At 46.3% G+C, this 26,041-nt stretch carries 24 protein-coding genes; 8 read left to right on the top strand and 16 right to left on the bottom strand.

The window, feature by feature from the left end; all coding sequences use genetic code 11:
- Window positions 1–53: 53 nt before the first annotated feature.
- The 3 genes from QZ367_RS06770 to QZ367_RS06760 all read right to left on the bottom strand — a co-directional run bounded on the left by QZ367_RS06770 (window position 54) and on the right by QZ367_RS06760 (window position 4,461).
- On the bottom strand, window positions 54–1,367 hold the full coding sequence (locus QZ367_RS06770) for a sodium-dependent transporter (protein WP_291938834.1): 1,314 nt from the start codon (window positions 1,365–1,367) through the stop codon (window positions 54–56).
- A 648-nt stretch (window positions 1,368–2,015) separates the two neighbouring features.
- Window positions 2,016–3,329, bottom strand: a complete 1,314-nt coding sequence (locus QZ367_RS06765; RefSeq protein ID WP_291939300.1) for a hemolysin family protein — start codon at window positions 3,327–3,329, stop codon at window positions 2,016–2,018.
- A 322-nt stretch (window positions 3,330–3,651) separates the two neighbouring features.
- Window positions 3,652–4,461, bottom strand: coding sequence for a M48 family metallopeptidase (locus tag QZ367_RS06760; protein WP_291938833.1), 810 nt, complete (start codon window positions 4,459–4,461; stop codon window positions 3,652–3,654).
- A 549-nt stretch (window positions 4,462–5,010) separates the two neighbouring features.
- Between QZ367_RS06760 and QZ367_RS06755 the strand changes: the two genes are divergently transcribed.
- A complete protein-coding gene (locus QZ367_RS06755) occupies window positions 5,011–5,163 on the top strand; it encodes a hypothetical protein (RefSeq protein ID WP_291938832.1) in 153 nt (50 codons plus the stop codon).
- Between the two features lie 405 nt (window positions 5,164–5,568).
- On the opposite strand, the gene QZ367_RS06750 is transcribed toward QZ367_RS06755, so the two are convergent.
- The 5 genes from QZ367_RS06750 to QZ367_RS06730 form a co-directional block, all read right to left on the bottom strand.
- Entirely contained in the window at window positions 5,569–6,828 is a 1,260-nt protein-coding gene (locus tag QZ367_RS06750) for a hypothetical protein (protein WP_291938830.1), read from the bottom strand.
- An 11-nt stretch (window positions 6,829–6,839) separates the two neighbouring features.
- Complete coding sequence (locus tag QZ367_RS06745; protein ID WP_291938828.1) at window positions 6,840–7,100, bottom strand: DUF493 domain-containing protein; 261 nt, start codon at window positions 7,098–7,100, stop codon at window positions 6,840–6,842.
- The gene (moaC, locus tag QZ367_RS06740) at window positions 7,078–7,548 is read right to left on the bottom strand and encodes a cyclic pyranopterin monophosphate synthase MoaC (RefSeq protein WP_291938827.1); all 471 of its coding nucleotides are present in this window, start codon (window positions 7,546–7,548) and stop codon (window positions 7,078–7,080) included. Before moaC ends, QZ367_RS06745 begins: the two co-directional genes overlap by 23 nt.
- A gap of 604 nt (window positions 7,549–8,152) precedes the next feature.
- The gene (locus QZ367_RS06735) at window positions 8,153–8,599 is read right to left on the bottom strand and encodes a hypothetical protein (protein ID WP_291938825.1); all 447 of its coding nucleotides are present in this window, start codon (window positions 8,597–8,599) and stop codon (window positions 8,153–8,155) included.
- Window positions 8,600–8,962, bottom strand: coding sequence for a YegP family protein (locus QZ367_RS06730; protein ID WP_291938821.1), 363 nt, complete (start codon window positions 8,960–8,962; stop codon window positions 8,600–8,602). It abuts the gene before it with no gap.
- A gap of 116 nt (window positions 8,963–9,078) precedes the next feature.
- Between QZ367_RS06730 and QZ367_RS06725 the strand changes: the two genes are divergently transcribed.
- The 4 genes from QZ367_RS06725 (at window position 9,079) to QZ367_RS06710 (ending at window position 13,612) form a co-directional block, all read left to right on the top strand.
- A complete protein-coding gene (locus QZ367_RS06725) occupies window positions 9,079–9,558 on the top strand; it encodes a hypothetical protein (RefSeq protein ID WP_291938820.1) in 480 nt (159 codons plus the stop codon).
- Between the two features lie 433 nt (window positions 9,559–9,991).
- Window positions 9,992–10,834 (top strand): DUF3737 family protein, encoded by an 843-nt coding sequence (locus QZ367_RS06720; protein ID WP_291938818.1) that lies wholly within the window; start codon window positions 9,992–9,994, stop codon window positions 10,832–10,834.
- A gap of 1 nt (window position 10,835) precedes the next feature.
- Window positions 10,836–12,029, top strand: coding sequence for a MalY/PatB family protein (locus QZ367_RS06715; RefSeq protein ID WP_291938816.1), 1,194 nt, complete (start codon window positions 10,836–10,838; stop codon window positions 12,027–12,029).
- A 197-nt stretch (window positions 12,030–12,226) separates the two neighbouring features.
- A complete protein-coding gene (locus tag QZ367_RS06710; RefSeq protein ID WP_291938814.1) occupies window positions 12,227–13,612 on the top strand; it encodes a DUF3137 domain-containing protein in 1,386 nt (461 codons plus the stop codon).
- Between the two features lie 559 nt (window positions 13,613–14,171).
- On the opposite strand, the gene QZ367_RS06705 is transcribed toward QZ367_RS06710, so the two are convergent.
- The 5 genes from QZ367_RS06705 to QZ367_RS06685 form a co-directional block, all read right to left on the bottom strand.
- Entirely contained in the window at window positions 14,172–15,032 is an 861-nt protein-coding gene (locus QZ367_RS06705) for a cysteine ABC transporter substrate-binding protein (RefSeq protein WP_291938813.1), read from the bottom strand.
- 20 nt (window positions 15,033–15,052) lie between these two features.
- On the bottom strand, window positions 15,053–15,790 hold the full coding sequence (locus tag QZ367_RS06700; protein ID WP_291938811.1) for an amino acid ABC transporter ATP-binding protein: 738 nt from the start codon (window positions 15,788–15,790) through the stop codon (window positions 15,053–15,055).
- The gene (locus QZ367_RS06695) at window positions 15,790–16,446 is read right to left on the bottom strand and encodes an amino acid ABC transporter permease (protein WP_291938809.1); all 657 of its coding nucleotides are present in this window, start codon (window positions 16,444–16,446) and stop codon (window positions 15,790–15,792) included. The genes QZ367_RS06700 and QZ367_RS06695 overlap by 1 nt, the downstream gene beginning before the upstream one ends.
- A 2-nt stretch (window positions 16,447–16,448) precedes the next feature.
- A complete protein-coding gene (locus QZ367_RS06690; RefSeq protein WP_291938807.1) occupies window positions 16,449–17,102 on the bottom strand; it encodes an amino acid ABC transporter permease in 654 nt (217 codons plus the stop codon).
- A gap of 166 nt (window positions 17,103–17,268) precedes the next feature.
- Complete coding sequence (locus QZ367_RS06685) at window positions 17,269–18,615, bottom strand: DASS family sodium-coupled anion symporter (protein WP_291939297.1); 1,347 nt, start codon at window positions 18,613–18,615, stop codon at window positions 17,269–17,271.
- A 611-nt stretch (window positions 18,616–19,226) separates the two neighbouring features.
- On the opposite strand from QZ367_RS06685, the gene QZ367_RS06680 reads away from it, so the two are divergent.
- On the top strand, window positions 19,227–19,862 hold the full coding sequence (locus QZ367_RS06680) for a hypothetical protein (protein ID WP_291938804.1): 636 nt from the start codon (window positions 19,227–19,229) through the stop codon (window positions 19,860–19,862).
- 808 nt (window positions 19,863–20,670) lie between these two features.
- Here the strand turns inward: QZ367_RS06680 and purB are convergent.
- Complete coding sequence (purB, locus tag QZ367_RS06675) at window positions 20,671–22,002, bottom strand: adenylosuccinate lyase (RefSeq protein ID WP_291938802.1); 1,332 nt, start codon at window positions 22,000–22,002, stop codon at window positions 20,671–20,673.
- Between the two features lie 75 nt (window positions 22,003–22,077).
- Here purB and QZ367_RS06670 point away from each other — a divergent pair, with 75 nt between their 5' ends.
- Window positions 22,078–23,490 (top strand): pseudouridine synthase, encoded by a 1,413-nt coding sequence (locus QZ367_RS06670; protein WP_291938800.1) that lies wholly within the window; start codon window positions 22,078–22,080, stop codon window positions 23,488–23,490.
- A 285-nt stretch (window positions 23,491–23,775) separates the two neighbouring features.
- A complete protein-coding gene (locus QZ367_RS06665) occupies window positions 23,776–24,036 on the top strand; it encodes a hypothetical protein (RefSeq protein ID WP_291938797.1) in 261 nt (86 codons plus the stop codon).
- 306 nt (window positions 24,037–24,342) lie between these two features.
- Here QZ367_RS06665 and rlmN read toward each other — a convergent pair whose 3' ends face one another.
- On the bottom strand, window positions 24,343–25,416 hold the full coding sequence (gene rlmN / locus QZ367_RS06660; RefSeq protein WP_291938795.1) for a 23S rRNA (adenine(2503)-C(2))-methyltransferase RlmN: 1,074 nt from the start codon (window positions 25,414–25,416) through the stop codon (window positions 24,343–24,345).
- A complete protein-coding gene (locus QZ367_RS06655) occupies window positions 25,413–25,958 on the bottom strand; it encodes a purine-nucleoside phosphorylase (protein WP_291938794.1) in 546 nt (181 codons plus the stop codon). Before QZ367_RS06655 ends, rlmN begins: the two co-directional genes overlap by 4 nt.
- Window positions 25,959–26,041 lie beyond the last annotated feature (83 nt).

The following is a 26,041-nucleotide window of genomic DNA, read 5'->3' as shown; positions in this document are numbered from 1 at the left end:
AAAATTCCATTACGAGAGAACACTATTAATTCTAAATCTAGCGAAATTTTAATTTAAAACGAAATATGCATACTAAGCGCGATTATGCATAAAAGTAGCGCCAGCGGGACATAGACAAAGCGCCCGATATCATACCAGAGCTTGCCGCGAACCCTCTCTGCGCCCAGATTGATCTCATCTAAAATTTCATTCCGCTTAATCACCCAAAACCACGATATCGCGCCGATTACTGCTCCGATCGGAATGATATAAATCGATACGAAATCCATCCACGGACCCCATGAGCTTATCGCTTCCATACCAAGGCCCGCACCCAGGCAGATCGCGCACAATAGCGCAAGCGTGAATGCACGGCTTAGCCTTGGAAACTTATGCATTAGCGATTCGGCGACTACTTCGAACATATTTTGAAGCGATGAAATTCCACCAAAAATCACGGCGGTAAATAAAATCACCGCAAAAATTCTACCACCTGCCATATCTTGTAAAATTTTAGGCAGAGTTACGAAAAGTAGCTTAGGCCCCGCCGCCGGATCCATTCCGTAAGCAAATACTGCAGGGATCATCACTAGCGCAGCTACCATCGCGGCTAGCGTGTCAAATAGCGCGGTATTTTTCGCCGCAGATACGACGTCTTCGTCCTTGGATAAATACGCGCCATAGACGATCATGCCTGAGCCCGTAATCGATAGCGAGAAAAATGCCTGTCCCATCGCAGAAATCCAAACCATCGGATCTGCTAGCTTAGTAAAATCAGCGCCGAAAAGAAAGGCATATCCGCCCGCAGCGCCTTGCAGTGTCGCAACCCTAACCGCCAAAATCGCAAATAGCACGAAAAATAGCGGCATCATAATTTTATTCGTTTTTTCGATGCTTTTGGCGCCGAAAAACAGCGTCAGCAACGTGCCTGCGACGATTATGCAGTGATAAGGCACCACGGAGTAGGGCGCCAGGGCAAAAGAGTTGAACCACGTATCGGTATTTTCACTCATTAGCGAGCCGTCTATGGCTTGGACTAGCGCTTTTAGAACGTAGGCGATGATGACGGCATAGCCCACTGCGATACACATCGAACCGGCAAGCGGTAGCCAGCCGATAACCTTACCGATAGCGCCAAGTCCGCGGCTTTTCCACGCGTATTCGTATGAGCCCAGCGTGCCTGTTTTGGCGCGGCGACCGATCGCGTATTCGGCGCTTAGGCCTACATATGAAAACAGCGCTACGAAAAAAACGTAAATTAGCAAAAATGCGCCGCCGCCGTTCGTGCCGAGTTTGTAAGGGAAGCCCCAGACATTTGCCATACCTACAGCAGAGCCCACGCAAGCGATGATAAAGGCCCAACGCGATGAGAATTTGTGTTTTGTCATAAAGCCATCCGTGTGAAAAATTTTCGTTATGGTAGCAAAAAGGAATTTAAGATTTATTTATGCGGAATTTTAAGACGTGCCGATTTGATTATTGAGGAATTTTTAGAATTTAAAATCGCGAAGTTTTAAAGCAAGATTGGCGGAATTTTACGATTAAAATCGATAGAGTTAATTCTGCGATACTGCGCGGCAAAATTTTATCTTTAATAATTTTAGAATTTTACGCTTAGGCTTTGGATTTAAAATTCGCTTGGCCTGGGCTTGTAGCTGGGCTTGATATTTAAGTTAGGCGAGAAATTTAGATCAATTAGAATTTTAAAATTCCGCGAAATTTTGAAATTTTTAAAATCTACGATCTCGCAAAATTTGAAAGAAGGCTATCAATAATTTTATCTAGCGCCGCTCTGGCAGAATTTTCGCGGTAGAATTTCGCCTTTCGTTTGTAATATGAAGAGGACTTATAAATAGCACTTTTATGGCGCTCTACAAGGAGAGTGGCATTCCTGTGCCCGCTATTAGGGCATCTATACGGGAGCGGTGAATAAATTTTCACCCTACATGGGAATTGAGAGCGTCGCAAGCGGCAGCATGTTTGAAATTTCCGGCACGCAGCATCGCAGAGTGAAATTTATTAACCCGCACTTTGGCTTAGTTATTTTTCTCAGCTTCTTCATTTTCTTGGGGCTGCGCGACTGCTTTTTTGATCGCTTTTACGAGCGAAACTCTTGTGCCATCCATTCGCAGCACTTCATAGTCGCAGTTTTCATCGCTTATTTTATCGCCGATTTCAGGTAGGCTACCGAAGAGATTAAAGACGTAGCCGCCGATCGTAAGCTGCTCGGTCTCTTCGTCGAAGTCAATGCCCATCACCTCCTCGACGCCTTCGATCTCGAAGCGGCCTCTAAACTCAAAGGTATTCTCGTCGATACGTTTGAAATTTTGCGCATTCGCGTCGTGCTCGTCGTTGATGTCGCCAAAAATTTCTTCTATTATATCTTCCATCGTCAAAAATCCCGCAGTGCCGCCGTATTCGTCGATGACGAGCGCGGCAAAAATGCGCTGCTTATTCATCATAGGTAAAATTTTAGAGATCGGGCTATTTTCAGGCACGATGATGAGCTTGCGCACGATCTTATCGAAGCTTTTATCTCCCTTTTGTTGGATGATGTCGCGGATGTGGATGAGGCCTAGGACGTTATCTTTGCTGCCGTCGATATACGGAAAGCGCGTAAATTTCGACTGCAATACGGTTGCGTAGTTTTCATCGTAGCTTTTTTGCTTATTTAGGCAAACTAGATCGCGCCTCGGCGTCATTATCTCTTTAGCGACTGTGTCGCTAAAATCGACGGCGTTTTTGATGATCTCGGTCTCTAGGCTATCGAGCACGCCGCCTTTTAGGCTCTCGCTTGCGATGATTTTGATCTCTTCGTCCGAAAGCGCAAGCTCGCTCTCTTTGGCGGGCTTTACACCTATGATTTTAAGCGAGACGGCGGCGATGAAGTCAAATGCCTTGATGATCGGAAAAAACATAATCCAAAAAATATGAAGCGGTCTGGAGATAAAAAGCACGATCTTCTCGGTTTTAGCAATAGCGATGGATTTTGGCACTAGCTCGCCGAGTACGACATGAAATAGCGTAACGAGCGTAAAAGATATGACGAAGGCGATCGTATGCGCCGCCGCTCCGCCGCCTATGCCGATGGATCTTAGTGGCAGCTCGATCAGTCTCGATACCGCGGGCTCACCGATCCAGCCGAGGGCGAGCGAGCTTATCGTAATGCCTAGCTGTGTGGCGCTGAGGTAGGTGTCAAGGGAGTTTGAAATTTTAAAAGCGAGCTTTGCGTTTGGAATTTTATCCTTGATAAGCTCTTCGAGGCGAGACTTTCTTACTTTGACGATTGAGAATTCCGAAAGAACAAAAAAAGCATTCATAAAGATGAATACAAAAGCTAAAACTAACATTAAAACCGAACTGTCCGTGTCCAAATTTCTTATCCTTTGAAATTTAAAAATAAATATTTATGATTATATCTAAAAACGCTTTAAAATCCAAAAGGCGCGGAAAATACCTCGCGCCCGTGCGTAGAATTCTGCGGTAATTTAAAATTTCGCGCTGCGGCAGGCCTTTGTCGCGGCGAGATTTTATCGCGATAGAGCTCTAGCGCGGTGGCGGATAATTCTAGCGCCGCGCGCAAGTCCATTAAGAAATTTAAATGCTACGATAAAACTCGCTACTTAAAAAAACCTCAGCGCGCAAACTCTTGCGAAATTTTAAATCGCAAGACTATCTATTTCTTGTGGCAGCCTCGTAAAGCGGCAAGACTTTCGGCATCACCTCTTTTAGATCAGCGATGCGATCGTCGTTTGAAGGGTGCGTGGACATAAATTTAAGTGGATGGCTCTCGTTTAACTTATTCATCTTCTCCCAGACGTTTATCGCCGCTCGCGGATCGTATCCTGCGCGTGCCATCAGCTCAACACCCATCAGATCGGCCTCCGTCTCATGCGTGCGCGAAAACGGCAGCGTGAATGTGTACTGCGCCGCCATGTTCAAAGCCGCTGAGCCCAGATCTCCAAGCCCTGCTGCGGAGCTTGCTACGGCGATACCGACATCTTTCATCTGTTCAGTCGAGGCTCGCTCGCGGCTGTGTTCGCGCAGTGCGTGCGACATCTCGTGCCCCAAAATAGCAGCCAGCTCGGCATCGGTAAGCTTAAGCTTTTCGATGATGCCCGTATATACGACGATGCGACCGCCAGGCATACACCAAGCATTGATCGTAGGGTCGTTTATGACGTTTACCTGCCAGTTCCATTTTAGTGCGTCTTTGCGAAATGCGCCGACTTGAGCGATTAGGCGCTTCGAGATGCCTCTAACGCGATCAGTTAGCTTTTTGTCGGTATTTAGGATGTGCTTGGCGTTTGCTTGGGTAGTGATCTGCTTGTAGGCAAGCGCGGCACTTTGATCCATTTCAGCTTCGCTTACAGTGATGAATTGCGAGCGGTCGATGCCTACGGCGCCGCCTTGCGTGGTGCTCGCGCAGCCGGTAAAAATCATCATCGCAGCAAAGGATATTAAAAGAGCTAATTTTTTCATCTTTTCTCCTTGAAATTTTGCGGCGATTTTAGCGAAATTTGGTTAAATTTTTAGAATTTTATTTTGGATTGCCGGATTTTGCAGGCGCGATATATTTAGAATTTGCCGTAAAATTTAAGGACGCCCGTCGCCTTTAAAATAGGATTGGGCTTTGTAATTTAGCGATAAAATTTAGCGGTGATTTCGCAGAATTTTATCGCGGCGTAAATTAGGCATTGCTATGTGAAAGTAGTGGATTTGTCCAAGTGTAGCGCTGCCGAGCCTAAATATAGAGTAGGGGGGCGAGATCGCGGCTTTAAATTTACGTAGCGTAGACTACGATAAATGTGGCAGAATTTTATTTGCACCAAGCGCTCGGTTTGGGCAGATAAGAGCAATTTGAAATTTGCGCAATCAAATTGCGCGATAAGATGGGCTCGGATGTTGCCATGATTTGAGATGAGTCGCGTTGGTATTTTGTGGCACATAAATTCTAATTATTAACTTGGCAAAAGACACTACACCACTGCATCTTGTGCTGCAATGAAATTGCGTTTTATTGGAATTGAAATGATCGCAGAAATGCCAAACGCCAAGACGCCTTTTCGTAGAATTTTATCTCGCGGAATTTCATTTGCGCGCGTCGGGATAAAATTTCAAACTGCAAACCGTGCTATATCACTTTGGGGCGGAATTTTAAATTTTATGCGTTTAGAATTTTAAAATTCGGCTATGCAAATTTGTACGATGAAATTTTAAGCTTAAAAATCTGCGCCGTTTTTGGAATTTTATATGTGCCGCGTCAGCTATAAAATTTTACACTTAGAATTTTATCGCTGCGGCAAGATTTGGTTGGACCGGGGTCTCGCATCGCCGTAGGATTTTTGGCGGCACGGAATTTTGCAGCGCGCATCTAAATTTAGCTATGCAAAATTCGTAAAATTCTTATCAGCATGGAATTTTACAGCGCCGTTAAAGCGCATGAAAAATTCCGCATAAGCCTCGCAAACTCTAATGAAAGCTCCATTATTTTGGAGGGTGCGGACTTTAAGGCAAGCGAGTAAATTATGCAACGTAAAGCCGTGGGCGCCATACTTGACGCTAGGATTTCGCGCCCGCGGCGCCCATTTAGTCCTTTTTGGACTTTAGCTTGGCGATCGTTTCTTTTGCGGCCTCGTAAGCCTTAGCGCTCATCTCGCGCGCCCTTTCGCTTACGTTTTTGGCGACGTCGGAGCTTTTTAGCTCGGCAAATTTTTGGCTCATCTTCTTTTCAAATTCGCTAAGCTCTTTTTTGATTGCGTCCAGTTTCTCGTCCAGATCGAGGTTTTCGATAATTTTGGCGCTTTTTTGGCTCAGCTCTTGAGTGATTTCGCGCGCTTTGGCGCTCGCCTTTTTTGCGCGCTCGCCAAGCTCGATCTCGCCGATTTTGGCGCTTAGCTGCTCGGCAAGATCGCTTGAAATTTTTCTAAATTTAGCCAGGTAGCCGCCGAATTCTTCATCGGCGATCTTGGCGATCTCGCTTTTGGCGGGCTCCTCCGAGCTTGCGACCGCGTCGCTTAGCACGGCGCTAAATAGCTCGCTCATCTGCGAAATTTGAAGCCTTTCGTTCTCTAGGCTCTGTGCGTCGCTTGCTGGCGAGAAACTTAGCTCGTCGCGGTATCTTTCGGCGGCTTTGTTTATGCCGTCGTAGCAGCCTAAAATCGCGCCTCTAATCAGCGCAGAGGCGGTATTTTTGCTCTCGTTTGCGACGAAAATCGCGCGATTTATGATGATTTTTGAAATTTCTTTAGTGCGGAATTTCGTAAATTCTCCGTCGCAGATAGCCGAAAATGCGATGTTTTTCGCCGTTTCGTGCGCGGTATCCTCGATGTCGGTTCCGCTTTCCAGCACGCTTATGAAGGCCAGTTCGCTTGCTTCTTTTAGCACGTCCGCAAGCGGAAGTTTGCTCGCGATCGCTCGCTGTAGCGCCGAGCCTATGCGCTCTTTTAGCTCTGTTTCACTTGCGTTTTGCAGCGCGGTATCCAGATCATCGTAGCTACGCAAAACAAGTGCTTTAATAGCCTTTTGCTTACAAGCTATCTTTTTGCGCAGATCGTCGTAGTCGTAGATGAGCTTGTAAAGAGCCTGCTCGTCCTCGTCGCACAGCGCCTTTTTAACGCCGTTAAGTAGGGCTTCTGCCGTCTCATCGCTAAGCGCGCCCGCGTCTTTTAACTCGTCTGCGAAGTCTAGGATTAATTGCGTGCTTTTGGCGCTTTTACTCTCGTCGTCAAGCTCACACAAAGCCTTCGCGGCTTCTTGCAAGGCGAGCTCTTGCACATATGAGGCTAGCTCGGCTTGTGAAATTTGCGCGAGATCGGCGCCGAATTTTTTGATTATTGCTTCTTTCATTTCATCTCCTGTCACAATACATATTTAAAGTGGGCTTTTAAGCGCTCGAAAATTTCGTTTCGATGCAAGTCGTCTTTAACGAAAACGCTTACGTTGAAGCTCATATATTTACCGCCGTTTGAAAAGCGCGAAAAGTCTATTTTGTAATTTTCGCCCTTTAAAATTTCATCGATCTGCTCACGCTTTTGGGTAGCCGCGTCTAGGACTACTTTGTATTCCCAAAAGAGCGGATAGTCGATTTTCGGCTTTTCAGCTCCTAATATACACGCCACTCTTGCCCCCCTCTTTGCGCTGCAACACGACGTCAGTGATCTGCATCGATTTATCTATCGCTTTTAGCATATCATAAATCGTCAGCAGTCCTACGCTCACGCCCGTTAGCGCTTCCATCTCGACGCCCGTTTTGCCCGTGATTTTTACAGTTACAAAAAGCTTAAACGCGCACTCGCTCGCAAGCTCCTCAATATCGGTTTTAATGGAAGTAATCGTAAGTGGATGAGTCATTGGTATTAGCTCACTTGTCTTTTTAGCGCCCATTATCGCGGCAACTACGGCAGTTTGAAGCACGGGTCCTTTTTTTGCCGTGTTTTGCTTAACGGCGGCAAACGCCTCCGCACTCATTCGTATGATGCCGCTAGCGGTGGCTACGCGCTCGCTATCATCCTTGGCGCCGACATCTACCATGCGCGGCATATTGTTTTCGTCGATATGTGTAAGCATAAAATTTCCTTGCGGTTTTTGGCGGGATTATAGCAGAATTTCGGGCATAAAAAAAGCCCGGGCTTTTAAACTCGGGCTTCATACAAAAAGGAGGTTTTATCTTGTCGGACGAGAATGATTATACTACCTAAACAGTAAATAGAAAGAAAATATATCCTTTTTAGGCGAACTCTTTCGCGCTTAATTTATAGCCGTTTTTAAAATTTAATGGCATGCTATGGCGCGCTACGTGGGCATTTGAATGGGCGGTAAAACAAAACGGAGCCAAAAAGCGACTAAATTTAAAGCGGATGTTAAAGAGCAAAGATAAAAATTTAAAGCAGAGTTTGTGATTATTTTAGCTCAATATGGCGCTCAAAAGAGCGGAGCGAGCGCTATGTCGCGGCAACATAAATAAAATGCTACAAAGAAGCGGCTTAAATTTAAACGCCGTCTTGCTCTAAATTTAAGCTCGTTTTGCCTAAGCTCAAGACCTCGCGCGCAATGCAGCGTAAATTTAAACTCTTCACGCGGGCGTTAAACGGCGCAGGCGCGGATTAAAATAGCGCGCGCAAATTTAAATATCGTCGCGCAAAACCCGGCCTGCGTTTGAAATTTAGCTCGTTTAAATTTTAAACGTTTTTAGCAGGCTGCCTAAGCTTAACCCTTTATCTTCGCCGTTTGCGCCGCCTCCTAAAAGATTGCTCAAAAAGCTACTTGCGTCGTTGATATCGATTTTGCCGTCGCCGTTGAGGTCGAGCTTGGCGCTTGCGATTTTGCCGATCAGCGCGCTGAAATCCACGCCTTTGCTATCGACGGCGTTTGCTTGCACGTCTTCGCCGCCGCCCAAAAGTCCGCCCAGCATCGAGCCTAGCGAGCTAGATCCGCCGCTTTCGTTTTTGCTTAAAAAATTTGAGCTGATGCCCGCAATTATCGCATTTATCTGATCGTCGGGCAGGTCCACGCCTAGAAATTTTTCGATAAAAGCGACTGGACCGCTTTGAAATTCTCTTAAATTTTTATCGTCGCTTTTGAGCGCAGAGACCATATTTACAAGTCCGTTTATGTCCATTTACGCCTCCTTGATCTTGGCTTTCGCAGCCTGTTTTACGATAAGCTCTATTACTTTTAGAGCGTCCGCTTTGGCTTCAAAATCTTTGCTAACGGCGATGATCTGTCCGTTGCTGGCCGTTAGGCGGAAGCGAACCTTGCCTGCTTTATCGGTGTAAAGCTCAAATTTTGGATTATTTAGCTTTTCGCCGCCCGCAATTTGATCCTCGATCTTATTTAGCGCGGCGTTTTTTACGACGCTTTCGATGCCGTTTTTGCAAGCGGCCTTACTCGTGTAAACCTCGGAGGTGCACAGTACGTGCCCGTCATAAAGTAGATCGAATTTGCAGCCGTCCTTGGCGTCTTTGATTAAAAACTCAGCCATTTTTCATCCTTTCGTAAAAGATATCGTTATTTTAGCTAAAATTTTAATAAATATTTTTAATAGGCGCGGAATTTTCTGCTAAAATTGCGCACAAATTTCATTTACAAAGGATCATAATGATAAAGGCTCTACGTTTTAGCTTGATTTTCGCCGCTACTTTAGGATTTGGCGCGGATGAGAGCGATGCATTATTTAAGGACATAAGGACGCGTCTGGGCTGCAATCTAGCCGCACAGGACTGCGAGACTAACGCCGGTGGGCAGAAGGCGCTCTTTAGCGTAGCGCGCCATCCGATCGAAGCGGGAGCAAATGAGCTAAAAATAAGCGGAATTTCGCGTGAGCTGAAAAATCCGAGCGTTAAAATTTCGGGCGTGAGTATGAATATGGGCAATGCGGAATTCCCGCTAAAGCGCAGCGCAGACGGCTATGAAGCGACGCTTGATGTTGCAGTGTGCACGCACGCCGTAATGCGCTACAAACTTGAAATTTACGAGGATGGCGCGCCTAGCGGGCTTTTTGTGTATTTTGATCTGCGAAAGCGCGCTACAGATCGAGACCGCGGCGAAGATATCCACTTGCATCACCACGAGCATTAGACGCGCCCCGTTGCGGCGCGAGATGAAATTTTGCGCCTTTTTCAGACACGACGCTTTAGGGGAACTTGCACGTTGATTGTAGAAAATTTTACAAATTTTATAAGGCGCCGCTCGCGATAAATTTTTATTCGGCTTTCAAGTGGTGCCTATCGTGGGCAGATACGGGTGCCTAAACGAATACGCGAATAGCCGTAGTGATCTAGGCGCGCTTCATTAGGGCGTTTACAAAAACGCCTTTATAAGCGCGCGGCTATTTGCCGCGCATTCGCTGCATATGTTTCGTAACCACTACCGAGGCGCGTCAAATTTAGCCCCTCGCCGCCTTTAAATTTTAAAATTTTTAAAATTCGATCGCATTTCATATGCCCAAGCTACGCGGAATTTTGAAATTCCTTGTATAATCTGAAGCAAATTTTAAAATCTAAGGAAAGCCATGCAAATATTAAGACAAAAGCACTTTAGCGGCGAGCGCGCGCTGTTCGGCGCAAAGGATCTGCGGATCGAAAATTCCGTCTTCGGCGAGGGCGAGTCGCCGCTAAAACACAGCGCAAATATCGTCGTGCAAAACTGTAAATTTGAGTGGAAATATCCGTTTTGGTACGCCGAAAATATCCGCGCACAGGATTGTTTATTCGACGAGATCGCGCGCGCAGGGATCTGGTATAGCCGCGGCGTAGTCCTAAAAGACTGCCTCTACGGCGCGCCCAAGGGGCTTCGCCGCGTAAAAGACGCCGTGCTGCAAAACGTAGAATTTCACGACGCGCAAGAGACCTTGTGGCACTGCAGCGACGTTACGCTAAAAAACGTCACTGCAAAGGGCGCTTATTTCGGGCTTGATTGCGAAAACTTAAGTATCGAAAATCTATCGCTTTTTGGGGATTACTGCTTCGACGGCTGTAGAAACGTAATGATCAAAAACTCCAAACTTCTATCCAAGGACGCATTTTGGAACTGCGAAAATATCGTGGTCGAAGACTGCTTCATCGCAGGCGAATACTTCGGCTGGAATTCTAAAAACGTGACGCTGCGAAACTGCAAGATCGAGAGCCTGCAGGGCTTTTGCTATATGCAAAATTTACTCTTGCAAGACTGCGAGCTTATAAATACGACGCTAGCGTTTGAATACAGCGATGTCCGTGCCGAGATAAAAGGCGCAATCGATAGCGTCAAAAATCCGAGCAGCGGGCTAATCCGCGCGGCAAGCATCGGCGAGCTGATCCTAGACGGCGCAACGGACGCGTCTAAAACTGAAATCATTACTGAATTAAGGGCGTAAGATGGGACTTTTTGATTTTATAAGTGGCAAGGAGAAATACGACTTCGACACTCTGCCAAACCGTCGCGGCACGAAGTCGCTTAAATGGGACGTAGGCGAGAACGAGCTTCCGATGTGGGTCGCGGACATGGACTTTGCCGTAGCGCCCGAAATTATCGAGGCTCTGCAAAAGCGGCTAAATGAGCGAGTTTTGGGCTATTCGATTATCGATGATGAGTGGCGTAGCGCGTATCAAGGCTGGTGGCTTGCGCGCCACGATTATGAAATCCAAAAGGAGTGGCTGATCTATGCTAGCGGTACGCTGCCTGCGATCGATTCGATCATCCGTAAGCTCACCTCGCCGGCCGAAAATGTGCTACTGATGAGCCCCGTTTATAACTGCTTTTACTACTGCATCAAAAACGCCGCTCGCGCGCCGTTGCAAAACGAGCTTGCCTACGCTAGCGGCGATTATAGCATCGATTGGGAGGATTTGGAGGCCAAGCTCGCCGATCCGCAGACGACGCTTTTTATCCTTTGCAATCCGCACAATCCGGTGGGTCGTACTTTTAGCAGGGACGATCTTGCCCACATCGGCGAGCTGTGTGAGAAGCACGGCGTGACGGTGCTTAGCGATGAGGTGCATTGCGATCTGACCGAGCCGGGCGTGCGTTACACGCCATTTGCTGCGGCAAGCAAGAGCTGCGAGAGGATTTCGGCTAGCATAATCGCGCCAACTAAGGCGTTTAACATCGCAGGGCTGCAAAGCGCGGCGGTTTTTGCCGTAGATAAGCGCTTGCGCCATAAAATTTCAAAGGCGCTAAATTCCGACGACATCGCCGAGCCGAATTTTTTCGGCGTCCAAGGAGCGATCGCCGCATTTACGAAGGGTGCGCCGTGGCTGGACGCGCTGCGCGAATACCTCAGCGAAAATCGCAAATTCGCGGCGGAATTTATCGCCCGCGAACTTCCGCAGGTGCGCGTCGTGCCGCAAGACGCGACCTATCTGATGTGGCTTGATGCGGGCGCTTACACGCAGGATAGCGCGGAGCTTGCGCGCTTCATCCGCGAAAAAACGGGGCTGTATCTCTCCTGCGGTGCGCAATACGGCAAGGGCGGCGAGAAATTTTTGCGCTTAAATATCGCGACCTCTAGGGCGCTGCTAAAAGACGGGCTAGGGCGGCTAAAAGAGGCGCTAAAGATTTGCCCGCATTAAACGAACTGCGGCGCGGCAAGGACGAAATTTAAAATTTTATGGCGACTAAATTTAAAGCAGCGGAGCAAATTTTAAAATTTTGCGACAGGGCGCAAGCTTTACGCTAAATTTAGCAGCGATCAGGCGGCGGCGTGCGAGCGTTTAAATTTGGCGCGCGGCAAATAAACCGGCGCTAAATGCGCTACAAAAGGCGGATTATGGATAGAAACGGCGATCTGCAGGAGCTTTACCTACTTGAAAAACGGCGCGAAAAGCTCTCGCGCATTAGCAAGCTCATCTCATTTTTGATAATCCTGCTGCTAGTCGGGCTTTACGTGCTTTTAAATACGAGGGCGGAGCCCGTCTCGTTTGATACAAACTGGCTAATAGTCGCGCTTTTCATCATCTTCCCGGTTTTAAACGGACTGCTCTACCGTCTATTTTGCGGCTTGATCTCTAGCAAAAACGAGGGCGCACAGCGCGCAAATTTTGATAAATTTAGCGGCTTTGATACGGCGCAAGACAGGGGCGTGCTAGGGCAGGGCGCAGCGCAAGATGGGCAAATTTTAAGAGCCGATGCGAAAGAGGGGCAGGTATTAAAAGCTGAAGTAGGCGAGGACGGCGGCTTTCAAGGCGGCGACAGCCGCATGAATGTTACTTATGGAAGGTTTGAGCCCAAAGCCGCCGAAAGAGAAGGTGGGAGCGAAAAAGACGGAGCAGCCGGATCAAAATTTAACTTTCTAGCCGATCTGCAGAGCCTGGAGGATGAGCGCGCGGCGCTGCAAAAATCGGTGAAAAAGGCTAATCTCGTCGCCGCTGCCGTAGGGACCGGCGTGGGCGCACTGGTGGCGCTTTTTTGGGAGGAGATGGCGGCCGGCGTATTTTTCGGCATCTCCGTTTACGGCGTCGTGAGCGCTCTTTTGACGGCGAGCAAAAGACGGAATTTCAGATCAAATTTTAAAAACATGGTCGTCGCGAGCATCGCAAAAAGCTTCGGGCTTAGCTACGATGAAAGCGGCGGGCTGGGGACGGATGAGTTTTTTGAAATTTATGACTGCTACATAAACGAGCAATCGAGCGAGGATATGATGAGCGGGGAGGTGCAGGGCGTGCGCGTTAGATTTAGCGACTTTTACGCCGCCGAAAAGGTGCGCACCAAAAACGGCACTCGCACCGACGTAAAATTTCAAGGAGTGCTTTTCGTCGCGGACTTTCACAAAAGGCTTAACTGCGAGGTGCGGGTGTGCCACAAAAACTCGCGAAATCTGCGCAGATACGGGCAGCGAGCGAATATGGACGACGTGAAATTTGAAGAATTTTTCGACGTCTATACGACCGATCAGGTAGGTGCGAGATACGCTCTGACACCGCTTTTGATGCAGCGACTGACGGAGGTTTATCTAAGACTAGGCTCGCAGATAAACGCAGTAATGAAAGAGGATAAAATTTACGTGGCGATCGAGACCTGGCGCGATAATTTCGAGCCTAGAATCGACTGCTCGCTAAAGCAGGACGCCACGATAGAGCTTTACGTAGATGAGATCGGCGCGCTTGTGGGTATCGTGAGCGAGCTAAATTTGAACCGTAAAATTTGGAACGAATGAGGCAAGCGGCGGCGCTGTGGAGTATGACGGCGGCAGGCTGCATACGGCTCTGGCGACACACAGATATGCAGACAAAGCGCGCAGGATCGTAGGCTTAGCGGTACAAATGCGCTGTGTAGCTGGGCGTGGAAATGAATGCATTCCGCGGATTGTGCGCTTGGGTGGACATGTGATCGCTCCTTCGCGCGAGCCAATCGAAAGATTAAACGCACGCGGAAGGCGTTCGTATAAGACTTTACGAGCCGCCTTGAGCCGATAAAATTTTATAAATTCCCGATCCGTTTAACAAGCGAGCGCTTGCGATTTATCATTGCTCGCACGGCAAAATTTTTACCGCACGAGCAGTTTGCGTTAGAATTTTACTATTGCTTGAAATTTTACGCTGCCGCGCGCGACTTAAATTTTGCCGCGACGATCCGCGCTAGGCTGCATTTCGGCTCGGCTAAATTTACCGTTGGGCGTTTATGACGCCGTTTTGGTAAAGCTACGGCGCTAGCGTCGCTGCGAGCTTGTGGGGCCTAGTAAGACCGCTCCGCTAAACTAGACGGCGAATCTAAATTTATAACTTTCCGCCCTCAATTACGACATCGTCAGCCTTGATGTCGTTGCCATATACCGGCGCCAGCGTCGCGTCGTAGTCGGCGTGGAAAAATTTCTCGTCCGCGAGCTTTACGATTAGATCGTCAAGCCATTTGCGAAGCTCGTCGTTGCCCTTTTTGACCGCAGGCGCGATGACGTCCTGATCGCCTAGCGAGCGGATACCTACCTTAAAGCCAGGGTTTGACTTAGTCCATGCGAACAAAAGCGTATTATCATGCGCGATCGCATCGCCCCTGCCATCCAGCATCGCACCGAAAGTCTCGGTATTTTGGTCAAATTTTAAAAGCTTGATTTCGGGATGGTTTTTCGTAAAATACAGATCCGCGGTCGTGCCTTTGTTGATTAAAAGCGTTTTGTCTTTAAGCTGCGAAACGTCGGTGATATCGCCGTCCTTGCTCGCGACGCCGAGGGCTACCTTCATATATGGTAGCGCGAAATCCACGACCTCTTTACGCTCCGGCGTGACGGTGAAATTTGCAAGCGTGATATCGACCTTATCCGACGCCAAAAATTCCGCGCGATTGGCGGCCTCTACGAGCACGAACTGAACCTTGCTCTCATCGCCCAAAAGCTCCTTTGCGATACGTTTTGCAAAATACACGTCATATCCCGCGTTTTTACCCGTCTCGTCGATATAACCAAACGGCGGCTTGTCGCCGAAAACCGCGATCCTTACTATACCGCGCTTTTTAACTCCGTCGATATAACTTTGCGGCGCGGCGGAACCTTGCGCGGAATTTGAGGAGCCTTTGCCCTCATCGTTGCAACCTGCGAAAAATAACGCACCTAAGATAAAAAGCGTGCTTAGCGTTTTTTTCATCTTTTCTCCTTTATTAAAATTTATTTTTTAAATTCGAACATATTTAGAAATTTCTTTGCGCGCTCACTCTTCGGCGCGGTAAAGAACGCCTCCGGTTCGTTAATCTCCACAATGTGTCCGTCGTCCATAAAAACTATGCGATCGGCTACGGCGCGCGCAAAGCCCATCTCATGCGTTACGATTAGCATCGTCTGTCCCTCTTTGGCGAGATTTAGCATTACGTCTAGCACCTCGCGCACGATCTCGGGATCAAGCGCCGCGGTAACCTCGTCAAAAAGCATGATCTTGGGCTTCATCACAAGGCTTCGTACGATCGCGATGCGTTGCTTCTGCCCGCCGCTAAGCTCTTTGGGGTAGGAGTTTTCCTTATCCGCAAGACCTACGATCTTTAGCCATTCGCGAGCTAGAGTTATCGCTTCCTCTTTCGGAACGTTTTGCACCTTCATCGGACCTAAGATTATGTTGTGCAGCACGCTTAGATGATCGAAGAGCTCATAGCTTTGAAAGACCATACCGATCTTTTGCCTGATCCTACGCCACTCTTTGAAATTTTGATCGATCCGCTCGCCCTCGATTATAAAATTTCCGCTTTGTACCGGCTCTAACCCGTTGATCGTGCGAAGTAGGGTGCTTTTACCGCAGCCGCTAGGGCCTAGGATCACTACGACTTCGCCTTGTGCGACGCTAAGACTGACGTCCTTTAGCGCGTGCAGCTCGCCGTAAAATTTATTGACTTTATCGATTTTTAAAATTTCCATCAGCTCCACCTGTTTTCTAGTTTTTTCGAAAGCGCCGAGATTGGATAGCAGATCAAAAAATATACGAAAAATATCGCTCCGTAGATGATTAGCGGCGCGTAATTGTCACGGAAGACGTTCACTTCGATGATCTGCTGCCCGACCTTGACGAGCTCGATGACGCCGATGAGTACGGCAATCGAGGTTGTTTTTATCATCCTGCTGAATAAATTTATCGTCGCGGGCACCAGGCGCCTCATCGCAAGCGGCAGGATCACGTAGAGATAAATTTGAAATCTGCTAAATGCGAGCGCTTCGGCGCTTTCGAACTGATGCTTGGGGATGCTAAGCACGGCGCCGCGCACCAGATCCATCATCTCAAAAACGCCCCAGACGCTAAAGACTATGATCGAAGCCGCGATATTTGAGATGTGGATGCCAAATGCCTTGCTCGCGCCAAAATATACGATGAATAGCCAAACGATGGGCGGCATGATGCGCACGATCTCCAGGCAAATTTTAAGCGGGATGTATAAGGCTCTGCGCCCAGAGGCCATTAAAATTCCAAGCACCAAGCCTAGAGCGAGCGAAACCGCGATCGAGATGAGCGCGATTTGCAGCGTGACCCCAAGCCCGCCAAGAAGCCTGATTAAATTTTCGCCGCTTAAGAGTTCCATCGCTAGCCTCTCATATACGCAAGGCGTTTTTCAAGCAGCGTAAGCGCTAGCGAAAGCGGCAGGATTATGATCAGATACGAAACGCTTAACATAAATAGCGCTTCGTTCGTCTTGTAATACAGCCCGATCACGTCCTTTGCGGCATAAACGAGATCGGCAAGTGCGACTATGCTAACGATCGAAGTTTCTTTGAGTAGAAATATGATGTTTGCGCTAATGGAGGGTAGGGCGATCGCAAAAGCGCGCGGTAGCACGACGTAAAATACTATCTGCGCCTCGCTAAGACCGAGGCTCATCGCGCTTTCGATCTGAGATTTTTTTATCGCCTCAAAACCGAGCCTAAAGCTCTCGCTCATATAGCTTCCGCCCAAAAACGCAAGACCTACGATCGCGCAGGTAAAGCCCGAAATTTGAACGCCGAGCTTGGGCAGGCCGTAGTATAGAAAAAATAGCTGAATTAAAAGCGGGGTATTACGCGATAGCTCGATATATGCGCTCACAAGCGGGCTTAATAGAGGCAATCTTTTATATTTTATTAGCGTGCAGATAAAGCCGATGATAATGGATAATAAAATCCCGTAAAATGCGAGCTTTAGCGTTAAAATTCCCGCCTTTACGAACATAGGGCTAAATTTAGCTATAAAATCAAAATCCATAAATTCTTCTTTCCGTAAAATATGTGTATTATACAGATAACTGATTAAAATAGTATTAAATTAGAATTTTTTTATAAAGATTCCGAAAATTTAGGAGTTTAAAAATATATCTTATAAATATATTTAGTCCGAGTAGATACCCGGACTATAGAATTTTGACGGAATTTTACGAGTAAAAAATATACGCGTATCCCGAAACCAAAAACGCGGAGAATATCGCTAGAATTCCACCACTTCGTACCATTTCCGCCTGGCGAATGCGTCCCGTGCCGAAAACCAAAGCATTCGGCGGCGTCGCTACCGGCATTATGAAAGCGCAGCTTGCGCCCACACCGATTACTATAGTAAGAGTTTCTTTTGGCAGCCCCATTTGCGCTGCTACTCCCGCAAATACCGGCACTAAAAGCGCCGCCGAGGCGGTGTTGCTCGTAAATTCCGTAAGGCAGATGATGAAAACTGCCGTTACCAAAAGTACGATGTAAGTAGGCGCTCTGCCGAAAGTGTGCGCGACTAGATCACCAAGCACCTTAGAAGCTCCGGAATCGCCTAAAACCGCACTTAGCGTAAGTCCGCCGCCAAAAAGCAGTAACACGCCCCACTCGGTGTTTTCGGCGATGTCGTGCCATTTGGCAAGCCCTAGAATGACGATTACGACTGCCGAGCAGATGGCGACGTAAGCATCATCCACTTTAAAGCCCACAAGGGCTGAAATTTGCTTTGAAAATATCCAGCCAAGCGCTGTTAGAGCAAATACGACGATCGTAATAATGCGCTCGCGCGTCCAAGGGATATGCTCCAGATCCATCTCTATTTTATGGCTTAAATTCGGCTTGAAAATTATATAAAGCACCACAAGCATTATTGGTAGCATCACGCACATTAGTGGCAAACCTACCTTCATCCAGTCTGCGAAGCTGTAGTGCAAGGCTTGAGCTACGATTAAATTTGGCGGAGATCCCACGAGCGTGCCCAGACCTCCGATGCTTGCAGAATACGCGATGCCTAAAAGCAAAAACACGAGCGTGCCGCGATCTTTGCTCTCGTCCATGTTGGCGCAAATTCCAAGCGCGATCGGAAGCATCATCGCAGCAGTTGCGGTGTTTGAAACCCACATCGAAAGGATCGCCGTAGCAAGGCAGATTAAAATCGCAGCTACACCCAAGCGACCGCCTGCGCGGGCGATTAGCCACATCGCGATCTTTTTATCGAGCTTTTGCATATGCAGAGCCGTTGCCAGAGCAAAACCGCCGAAAAAGGTAAAGATCGTAGGGTTCGCAAAATTTGCAAGCGTGCTTTTGATGGTGGCGGCCGTGAAAGTGCCATCTTTAGCGAATTTACCAAGCCCGATAGCTACCGCAAGCACCGGCACCATAAGCGCGGTTACCGTGATATGCACGGCCTCTGTAAGCCACATAATCGCGATGAAAGCAAGTAGCGCAAGGCCTTTTTTGACATTGGGCTCAAATGGTAACGCGGCATATAGAGCAAAGCCCACTGCAGCGGCAATCGCCATAATGATGACGCCGCGCTTAGGAAACGGCACGGTGTCGGTGAGCCTGTCTAAACCCAGCTCGTCTACGTCTGAGTCTAGCGGCCCTTGTAAGCGGGAGTTGCGTAACTCCACTTTGTGTTCTTCCATAGATACTCCTTTTTTGGATTTGGCTTATGATACAAAAATGAGGCGGGAATTTTATAAATTCCAAATCAAATCGTCTTAAATTTTTAAAAGTGCAGTTACTATCGGTAACACGGCACTTATCTCGTGTGTAAATTTTAAATTATACATAAAAACGAACAACTAAGTAAGCGCTTTAAATTTCATCACAGATTATTTTTTAATGACACCCGGCATTTAAATTTGCTAACTGTTCAAGGGAGGCGGCGTAGAATTTCGTCGAATTCCGTGCTGGCAATCAAGATAGAATTTTATCCAAGGCGAGTGAGATAAAATTCCAAGTCTTGTCGCGAAATTCATCGAAATTTCAAAAAAAGGATATTATAATCAACAAATTTTAAATGCGCTTGTAAGCAAATCTGGCGGGAAATGCTTAAAGATAGCAAGCGGTAAAATGGCAAAAGCGGCGGCGGTGGAAAGCCCGAAATTATAAATTGTAAGGAGAAAATGTGAAAAACAAAATTTTAATCGCGGCGTTTGCCGCTGCGGTGTGCGCAAGCTCAAGCTTCGGCGAGGGGATATTTTTAGGTATCGAGGGAGATTATTCTTTTAAATCCAGCATCACTACTAAATGGTCTGACGAGGACGATTCTGGCACGAATAAAGATAATAAGGGTCAGGCTGCGCTCGGCTTTAAAGGCGGCTATGATTTTGGTATAGCTAGGGCGTACGGCGAGTACTTGTATGATTTCAAAGCTTCGAAAACTGGCACTGACGAGGAGGACGTCATATTTAAACACGAGTGGAACAAGCATAGCCTGTTCATAGGCGGGGATTTTACGCCTGAGATTGTAAACGGCTTTAAACTCGTAGCGGGCGCATATACAGGGGTTTCATTTTTGAAATATAAAATTTATTCATATGACGAATCTGACGGAAGCAGCGATTCGCTTTCAAAGACTCTGCCTGGCTGGGTAATCGGCGCAAGACTGGGCGGTTTATATAGCTTTGATGAGCATAACGAGATCGAGTTTGGCTACAAGGCAGACTACACGAGGTACAAGGCCAGTAAACTCGGAGAGGACGTAGACAAGGTATATGAGACTAACCATGGAATTTATATGGGGTATAACTTTAAATTTTAAAAATTCTAACGTGCTAGCGCAGGATGGAGCGAACGAACTCCCGCTCCATCCATTTTAAATTCCAAATAATTATTAGACATCAAATCGCAGAATTGTTTAATCCGAAATTTGCTAGCAATTCAGATGCAATTATATGATAATCAAGGGTGCTGCCGGTACTAGACGTCAAATTTTACCCGCTTACGCGTATAAAATTTTAAAATTTTTAAAAATATCATTACCCAAGTTTAATTTCCTATTTTTAGTGCTATCTGGTAAGCACTTAAATTGATGGAATTTATGAAATTTTACTCAATCCGCTTTTTTCTAAGAATCGTTATAATTTCAAGTTGAAAAAGCGGAATTTTATCAATATTTCCATTTGCCACTTTAAATTTGTTTCATAATTGCTTCGGATATCTTGCGACCCATAGCTTGGCCTAGCGCAGAAATGTCATTTTGCTTTATGGAAATCTCGCATTTACATTTTCGGGATTAGCACTTAAATTTTGCGGTAAAATTCTAAAACTACTGCGTCTAAGAATTTTGACGTTTTAAAGCATTAAATTTTTACGATTTTAAGATTAACCGCAAGCTTAGAATTTTACCTTTATAAATTCACGGTAAAAGTAGTGGCGCACGATCCGTGCGGATTTAGATACCAGATTTATCCGCAAGCGCTACGCTTTTACTAAAATTTTATCTTTGTAAAAATTTTAAAATTTTAATCGCTGTTTTTAAAGCGCTTCGGCGCAAACATAAATTTCTAGCCGCCTCGCTATATTTTGTAGGCCCGTTCGGAGCTTTAAAATAGCAAGTCGCGTGTCTGCTATTTGCCAAAAACCCTAGCGAAAATCGCGTCTACGTTTTTGGTGTAATATCCGTAGTCGAAGCACTCTTTGATCTCGCTTTCGCTTAGCTTTTCTCGCAGCTTTGTATCTGCTAGCAAATTTTGCAAAAACAAGCTATGCCCTTGCTCATCTATAGCTTTTTTACCCTCTTGCAGATCCGCCCAGACCTTCATTGCATTGCGTTGCACGATTTTATAAGCATCCTCTCTGCTAACTCCTCGTTTAGGCAGCTCTAGCAGTACGCGCTGCGAAAACACGAGCCCACCGGTTAAATTTAGATTTCTCATCATATTTTCGGGATATACGAGCAGTTTTTCGATCAAGCTCGTCAAGCGATTTAGCATAAAATCAGCAGTTATAAAGCCATCAGGGAGGATAAATCGCTCGACCGAGCTATGGCTGATGTCGCGTTCGTGCCATAGCGCTACATCCTCCATCGCGGGTATTGCGAAGCTACGGATCATACGGCATAGTCCCGTTACGTTTTCGCTAAGCACAGGATTTCGTTTGTGCGGCATCGCGCTAGAGCCCTTTTGACCTGGGCTAAAAAATTCCTCCGCTTCATAAACCTCGGTGCGTTGATAGTGGCGGATTGCGATAGCGATCTTTTCGCAGCTGGAAGCCAGGATCGCAAGTGCGCTCATTACCTGCGCGTAGCGATCGCGCTGGATGACTTGATTGGACGCGGGGGCGGGCTTTAACCCCAGATATTCACACACTAGCTCTTCCAGCTCTAGTGGAGCGTGGGCGAAATTCCCCATCGCACCGCTTATTTTACCGTAGCTGACGACGCTTTTTGCGTGTTGCAAAAGCTCTAGTGCGCGATTTATCTCATCATACCAGACCGCAAGCACGAGCCCGAAAGTGATCGGCTCGCCGTGGATACCGTGGCTGCGCCCGACCATCAGCGTCATTTTATGCTTCATGGCTTGAGATTTTATCGCGGCTTTTAAATTTTGCACATCCTCGATGATGAGCTCCATGCTTTCTTTGATTTGTAGCGCGACGGCAGTATCGATGCAGTCACTACTAGTCATGCCGTAATGCACGAAGCGGCTCTCCTGCCCAAGGCTCTCACTCACGCTCGTTAGAAATGCAATCACGTCGTGCTTGGTCGTCTTTTCGATCTCATCTATCCGTTCGATCTTAAAGCTTGCGTTTTGTAGAATTTTATCTTTATCGCAGTCGCTTATTAGACCTAGTTTATTCCACGCCTTAACTGCTGCGAGCTCGACTTTTAGCCACGCGTCGTATTTGGCTTGCAAGCTCCATTTTTCAGACATCTCTTTTCTTGCGTATCTTTCGACCATTTTAGTAGCCTTTCGGTTAGAATTTCTTGTATAATGATGGCAAAAATTATATAAAAATGGGGCTGAAAGTTTAATATGGGTTATGAGAAAAGAAGCTTGGGAAGCTTTGAGGGGCGCAAAATTTACGAAATTCTGCTTAGCCTCGGATACGATATGAAATCCGCGCAGCGTATCTGTGACAAGCACCGCGTGATCGATGCGGAAGATCAAAATTTACATAAAAACTCTGTCGCGCACGGAGAGATTTTTTTGATCGATTACAAATGCGAGCCGCGCGGACTGAAGCCGATCTTTGAGTGCGATGCGTTTGCGGCATTTGACAAGCCGAGTGGAATTTTAAGCCATCCGAGCGGGCGTAACTCGCCTTATAATATGTATGACGAGATCTGGTCGCTATACGGGCAGGACGCGTGCGTGGCGCATAGGCTTGATTTAGAAACCAGCGGAATTCTTATCGTCGCCAAGGATAAAGATGCGGCGCGCGAGCTTAAAGAGTGCTTCGAACAGCGTAGGGTGATGAAAAGCTATCTAGCGCTCGTGCAAGGGGATTTGAGAGAGGGCTTGCGAGGGGATTTGCAAAGTGCCGCTTGCAATGGCGAGATAGAGAATTGCTATGCTCTAGGCTTTGATGAAATTTGCGGATCAAAATTTGCGGGCGATGCTGTGAGTTTACCAGATAACGTATCGGATCTGCGCGATATGCGAGCTTTAAAAGGGGCAGGCGATAAATTTGGATTTAATATCTTGTCTAATGGTGCGAGTAGGGGATTATGGCGCAGCGCTCTATCTGGCGGCGCGCAGGCTAAATTTAAATCTGGCGCTCCTGCTGGCGATGTTGGCAGCGGATTTGAATTTGATGACTTATCCTGCGGCGTGAGTGATAAGCTTAAACCCGCTATCGCGATGAGTAGCACGGATAACGGACATAAACCTTACGCCTTATCTGCGGCTAAATCTTTGCCAGCTACTTCTAAGGGCTGTGTAAATTTGAAAAAATTTGAGCCTGCAAAATACGCAAAATTTAGCGAAAAACTGAAATTTTTAAAGGATTTTGAGGGATTTGTGATTGATGCTCCGATTGCCCCTAGCGACGAGTTTGCCGATCTTAAAATTCGTATGAAAATATCGCGCGACGGTAAGGAGGCGATCACGCTGATACGCCCGCTGCGATATTTCTCGGACATAGACGCTAGCCTGATCGAGTGCTATCCGCTGACGGGTAGGCAGCATCAGATCAGGCTGCATCTATTTGCCGCGGGTACGCCGATACTGGGAGAGCCGCTGTATGGGCTTTCTCGAGAGCAAGCGGAGCTGATATTGGATAAAAAGATGGATGAGACGGAGCGGATCAGAACGACGGGGGCGCCTAGATTGCTACTGCACGCGAATGTAATTTGCTTCGAACTGAGCGGAGAGCGATATGAGATAAAAAGCAAATTCGATGCCGCGAGAGAGTTTTATAATCTCGCGAAAATCGGTAAAATTTAAGCAACTCAATAAAATTTTGAGGCAGCGATGATTATTTTTATGACCAGAATTTTGCTTTTGCCGGTTTTTATAAAATTTTGTGGTTACAACGGCGTTAATTATTAATTTCTCATCTATAGTTATTTGAAAATTTTAAGACGATTTTATTTTGCGATGGGCTATATTGGGAAAAAGTGTTACGGCTTTAAAAGCACATAATTCAGCTTGGCTAGACGGTGGGTTCATATATTTATTTTCGGTAGCGAAAATTACGGTAAATTTGAGCTCAGAGCGCATAAATATTGGATGCTTCAAGATAAGTTGGGCGGTAGCATAAAAGATTTTAAATCCGATGTTGATTCTTTTAAAAAATACAATCAAGAACATGGAATATTTAAAAAAGAATTTGACGAATACGCCAATTTTCTATTTAAGCAAAAGGGCGGGGCGGGAGGCTCTGTTAATTTAGAAAGCTCGGCATTAATAGCAAGCATGGGGAGCAAAACGGGTAGTTGCTTCTTTTGGGGAATATTGCAAGAGGGTACTTGGTTTGGGCATAGACCGTAGCATAGAACAAAAACAAACAATAAAAATATCGCAAGATATTGGCATGAGACTTGGATTGTAATTGTTAATTTCTATGAAAATTCGAAATATTAAGGGTAGATAAGAAGGAATTCGCGGATGATTTCAGCGCTTGTAATCTAGGATTTTTTAAGCAGCGATCTGTTTAAGAAGACGCCGATCTCATCCATTATTTTTTGCGCGTCCATTGCTACTCCGTTATAAATTTTTTACTGATCTGCCTTATGATCTGGAAATATTAGCCGAATTTTTTCTATCTTTTTAAATTTTATCCATATTGACGCCATTTTAATCTAAAATTTTACCTTGCTCGTTTCTTTGCTTGAGCTGTCCGCACGCCGCACTGATATCTAGCCCCTTGCTCTGGCGGATCGTACAGGTAATACCGTGCGCGCATAGATAGTCTTGAAATTTCACCATATTTTCGGGGCTTGGTCTGCCAAAGCTCGAGCCTTCGTGCGGATTAAAATAGATCAGATTTACTTTTGCGCGGATGCCGTGCAGAAGCTTCACTAGCGTTTTGGCATCGCTTGAGCGGTCATTTACCCCATCGATCATGAGGTATTCAAACATCACGCGCTTTCGCAGATCGATTGGGAACTCGCGCACCGCCTGCATGATCGATGCAATATTGTAGGCGCGATTTATCGGCATTAGTTTTTCACGCAGTTCGTCATCCACTGCATGCAGCGAGATCGCGAGTAGCACGCCAAGATCCATTTCGCCAAGCTTTTTTATCTGCGTAGAAAGTCCGCTCGTACTTATCGTTTGGCGACGCGGCGCTATTGCGAGTCCGTCGTTTTCTTTTAAAATTTGCACGGCTTTGGCAACGTTGTCTAGGTTATTAAGCGGTTCGCCCATCCCCATATATACGACATTGACGCGGCGCTCGTACGGGATCGCGTTCATTTTCTTGATGAGCCAAATTTGAGCCACGATCTCGCCTGGAGTTAAATTCCGTACGAAGCCACCTTTTGCTGTCAAGCAGAAGCTACAGCCAATTTTACAACCCACTTGCGAACTTACGCAGATTGAGTAGCGCGCGCGTCTTATAATTTTTTCGTTTTCATCTCGCAGCTCATCCTTCATCGGCAGCAGGACACTTTCGATCGTCTTGCCGTCTTTGAGAGCGAAAAGGTATTTGATACTGCCATCGCTACTTGTTTCGGATCTGACGCATTTAAGCGGGTCTAAATAAAAATTTTGGGCTAAACTTTGACGGATCTCTTTTGGTAGATTTAGCATTTGTGTGAAGTCATCCACATTCTTTTTGTAAATCCATTCGTAAATTTGCTTGGCTCTAAATTTCGGTTCGATGAAATTTTCAAGCTCTTTCATCGTAAAATCAAAGATATTTTTCAAATTAATGCCTTAGTTTTTAGATATTTAGTTAAATTTTCTTTTGCAGCGGCGTGATTTTTTAAAAAATCCGTGTGAGCGTTTGAATCGCAAAAATTCGTCGCACAAAAAATTCCGTAAGCAGGAATTTGAAATTTTTGTGCTACCTTGAGAACCGCAAAAAATTCCATATTCTCTAAAAAATAACCTCGCTCAAAAAATTTTAGCGCGGATTTTTTATCGGTCGTGATAAAAGTTGAGCTATTAGTTATTGTTTCATATGAAACATTGGTAGAATTCCTAGCTAGAATTTCATAGTTAATTGGAGAGTATGAAAGTTCATAAAGCGCCGATATCTCGCAGTTTGCAGCCGATCTGCTTTCATAAATTTTTAGAATTTTACCTTCTTTATATAGCCCTGCAGAACCCACGAAAATGATTTCACTCGGCAAGCTTTGCCTATTTTCGCATAAAAATTTAGTCAAATTTATACTCATATCCACTAGTCCTACGCCCATAGGCAGGGCAAAATCAAAAATTTCATTTCGTCCGGCAGAGATTATCATTTATGGATTTACGCTTTCGTTATTTTTCGCTAATCATAGCAAAATGACGATAAATTTAAGGCTAAATTTTTAAATTTTTTCGT

Origin of the sequence: Campylobacter sp. (assembly GCF_019423325.1) — a bacterium.
GTDB lineage: Bacteria > Campylobacterota > Campylobacteria > Campylobacterales > Campylobacteraceae > Campylobacter_B.
Note: the sequence above shows the minus strand (reverse complement) of the source record. Positions and strands in the feature narration are given on the sequence as shown.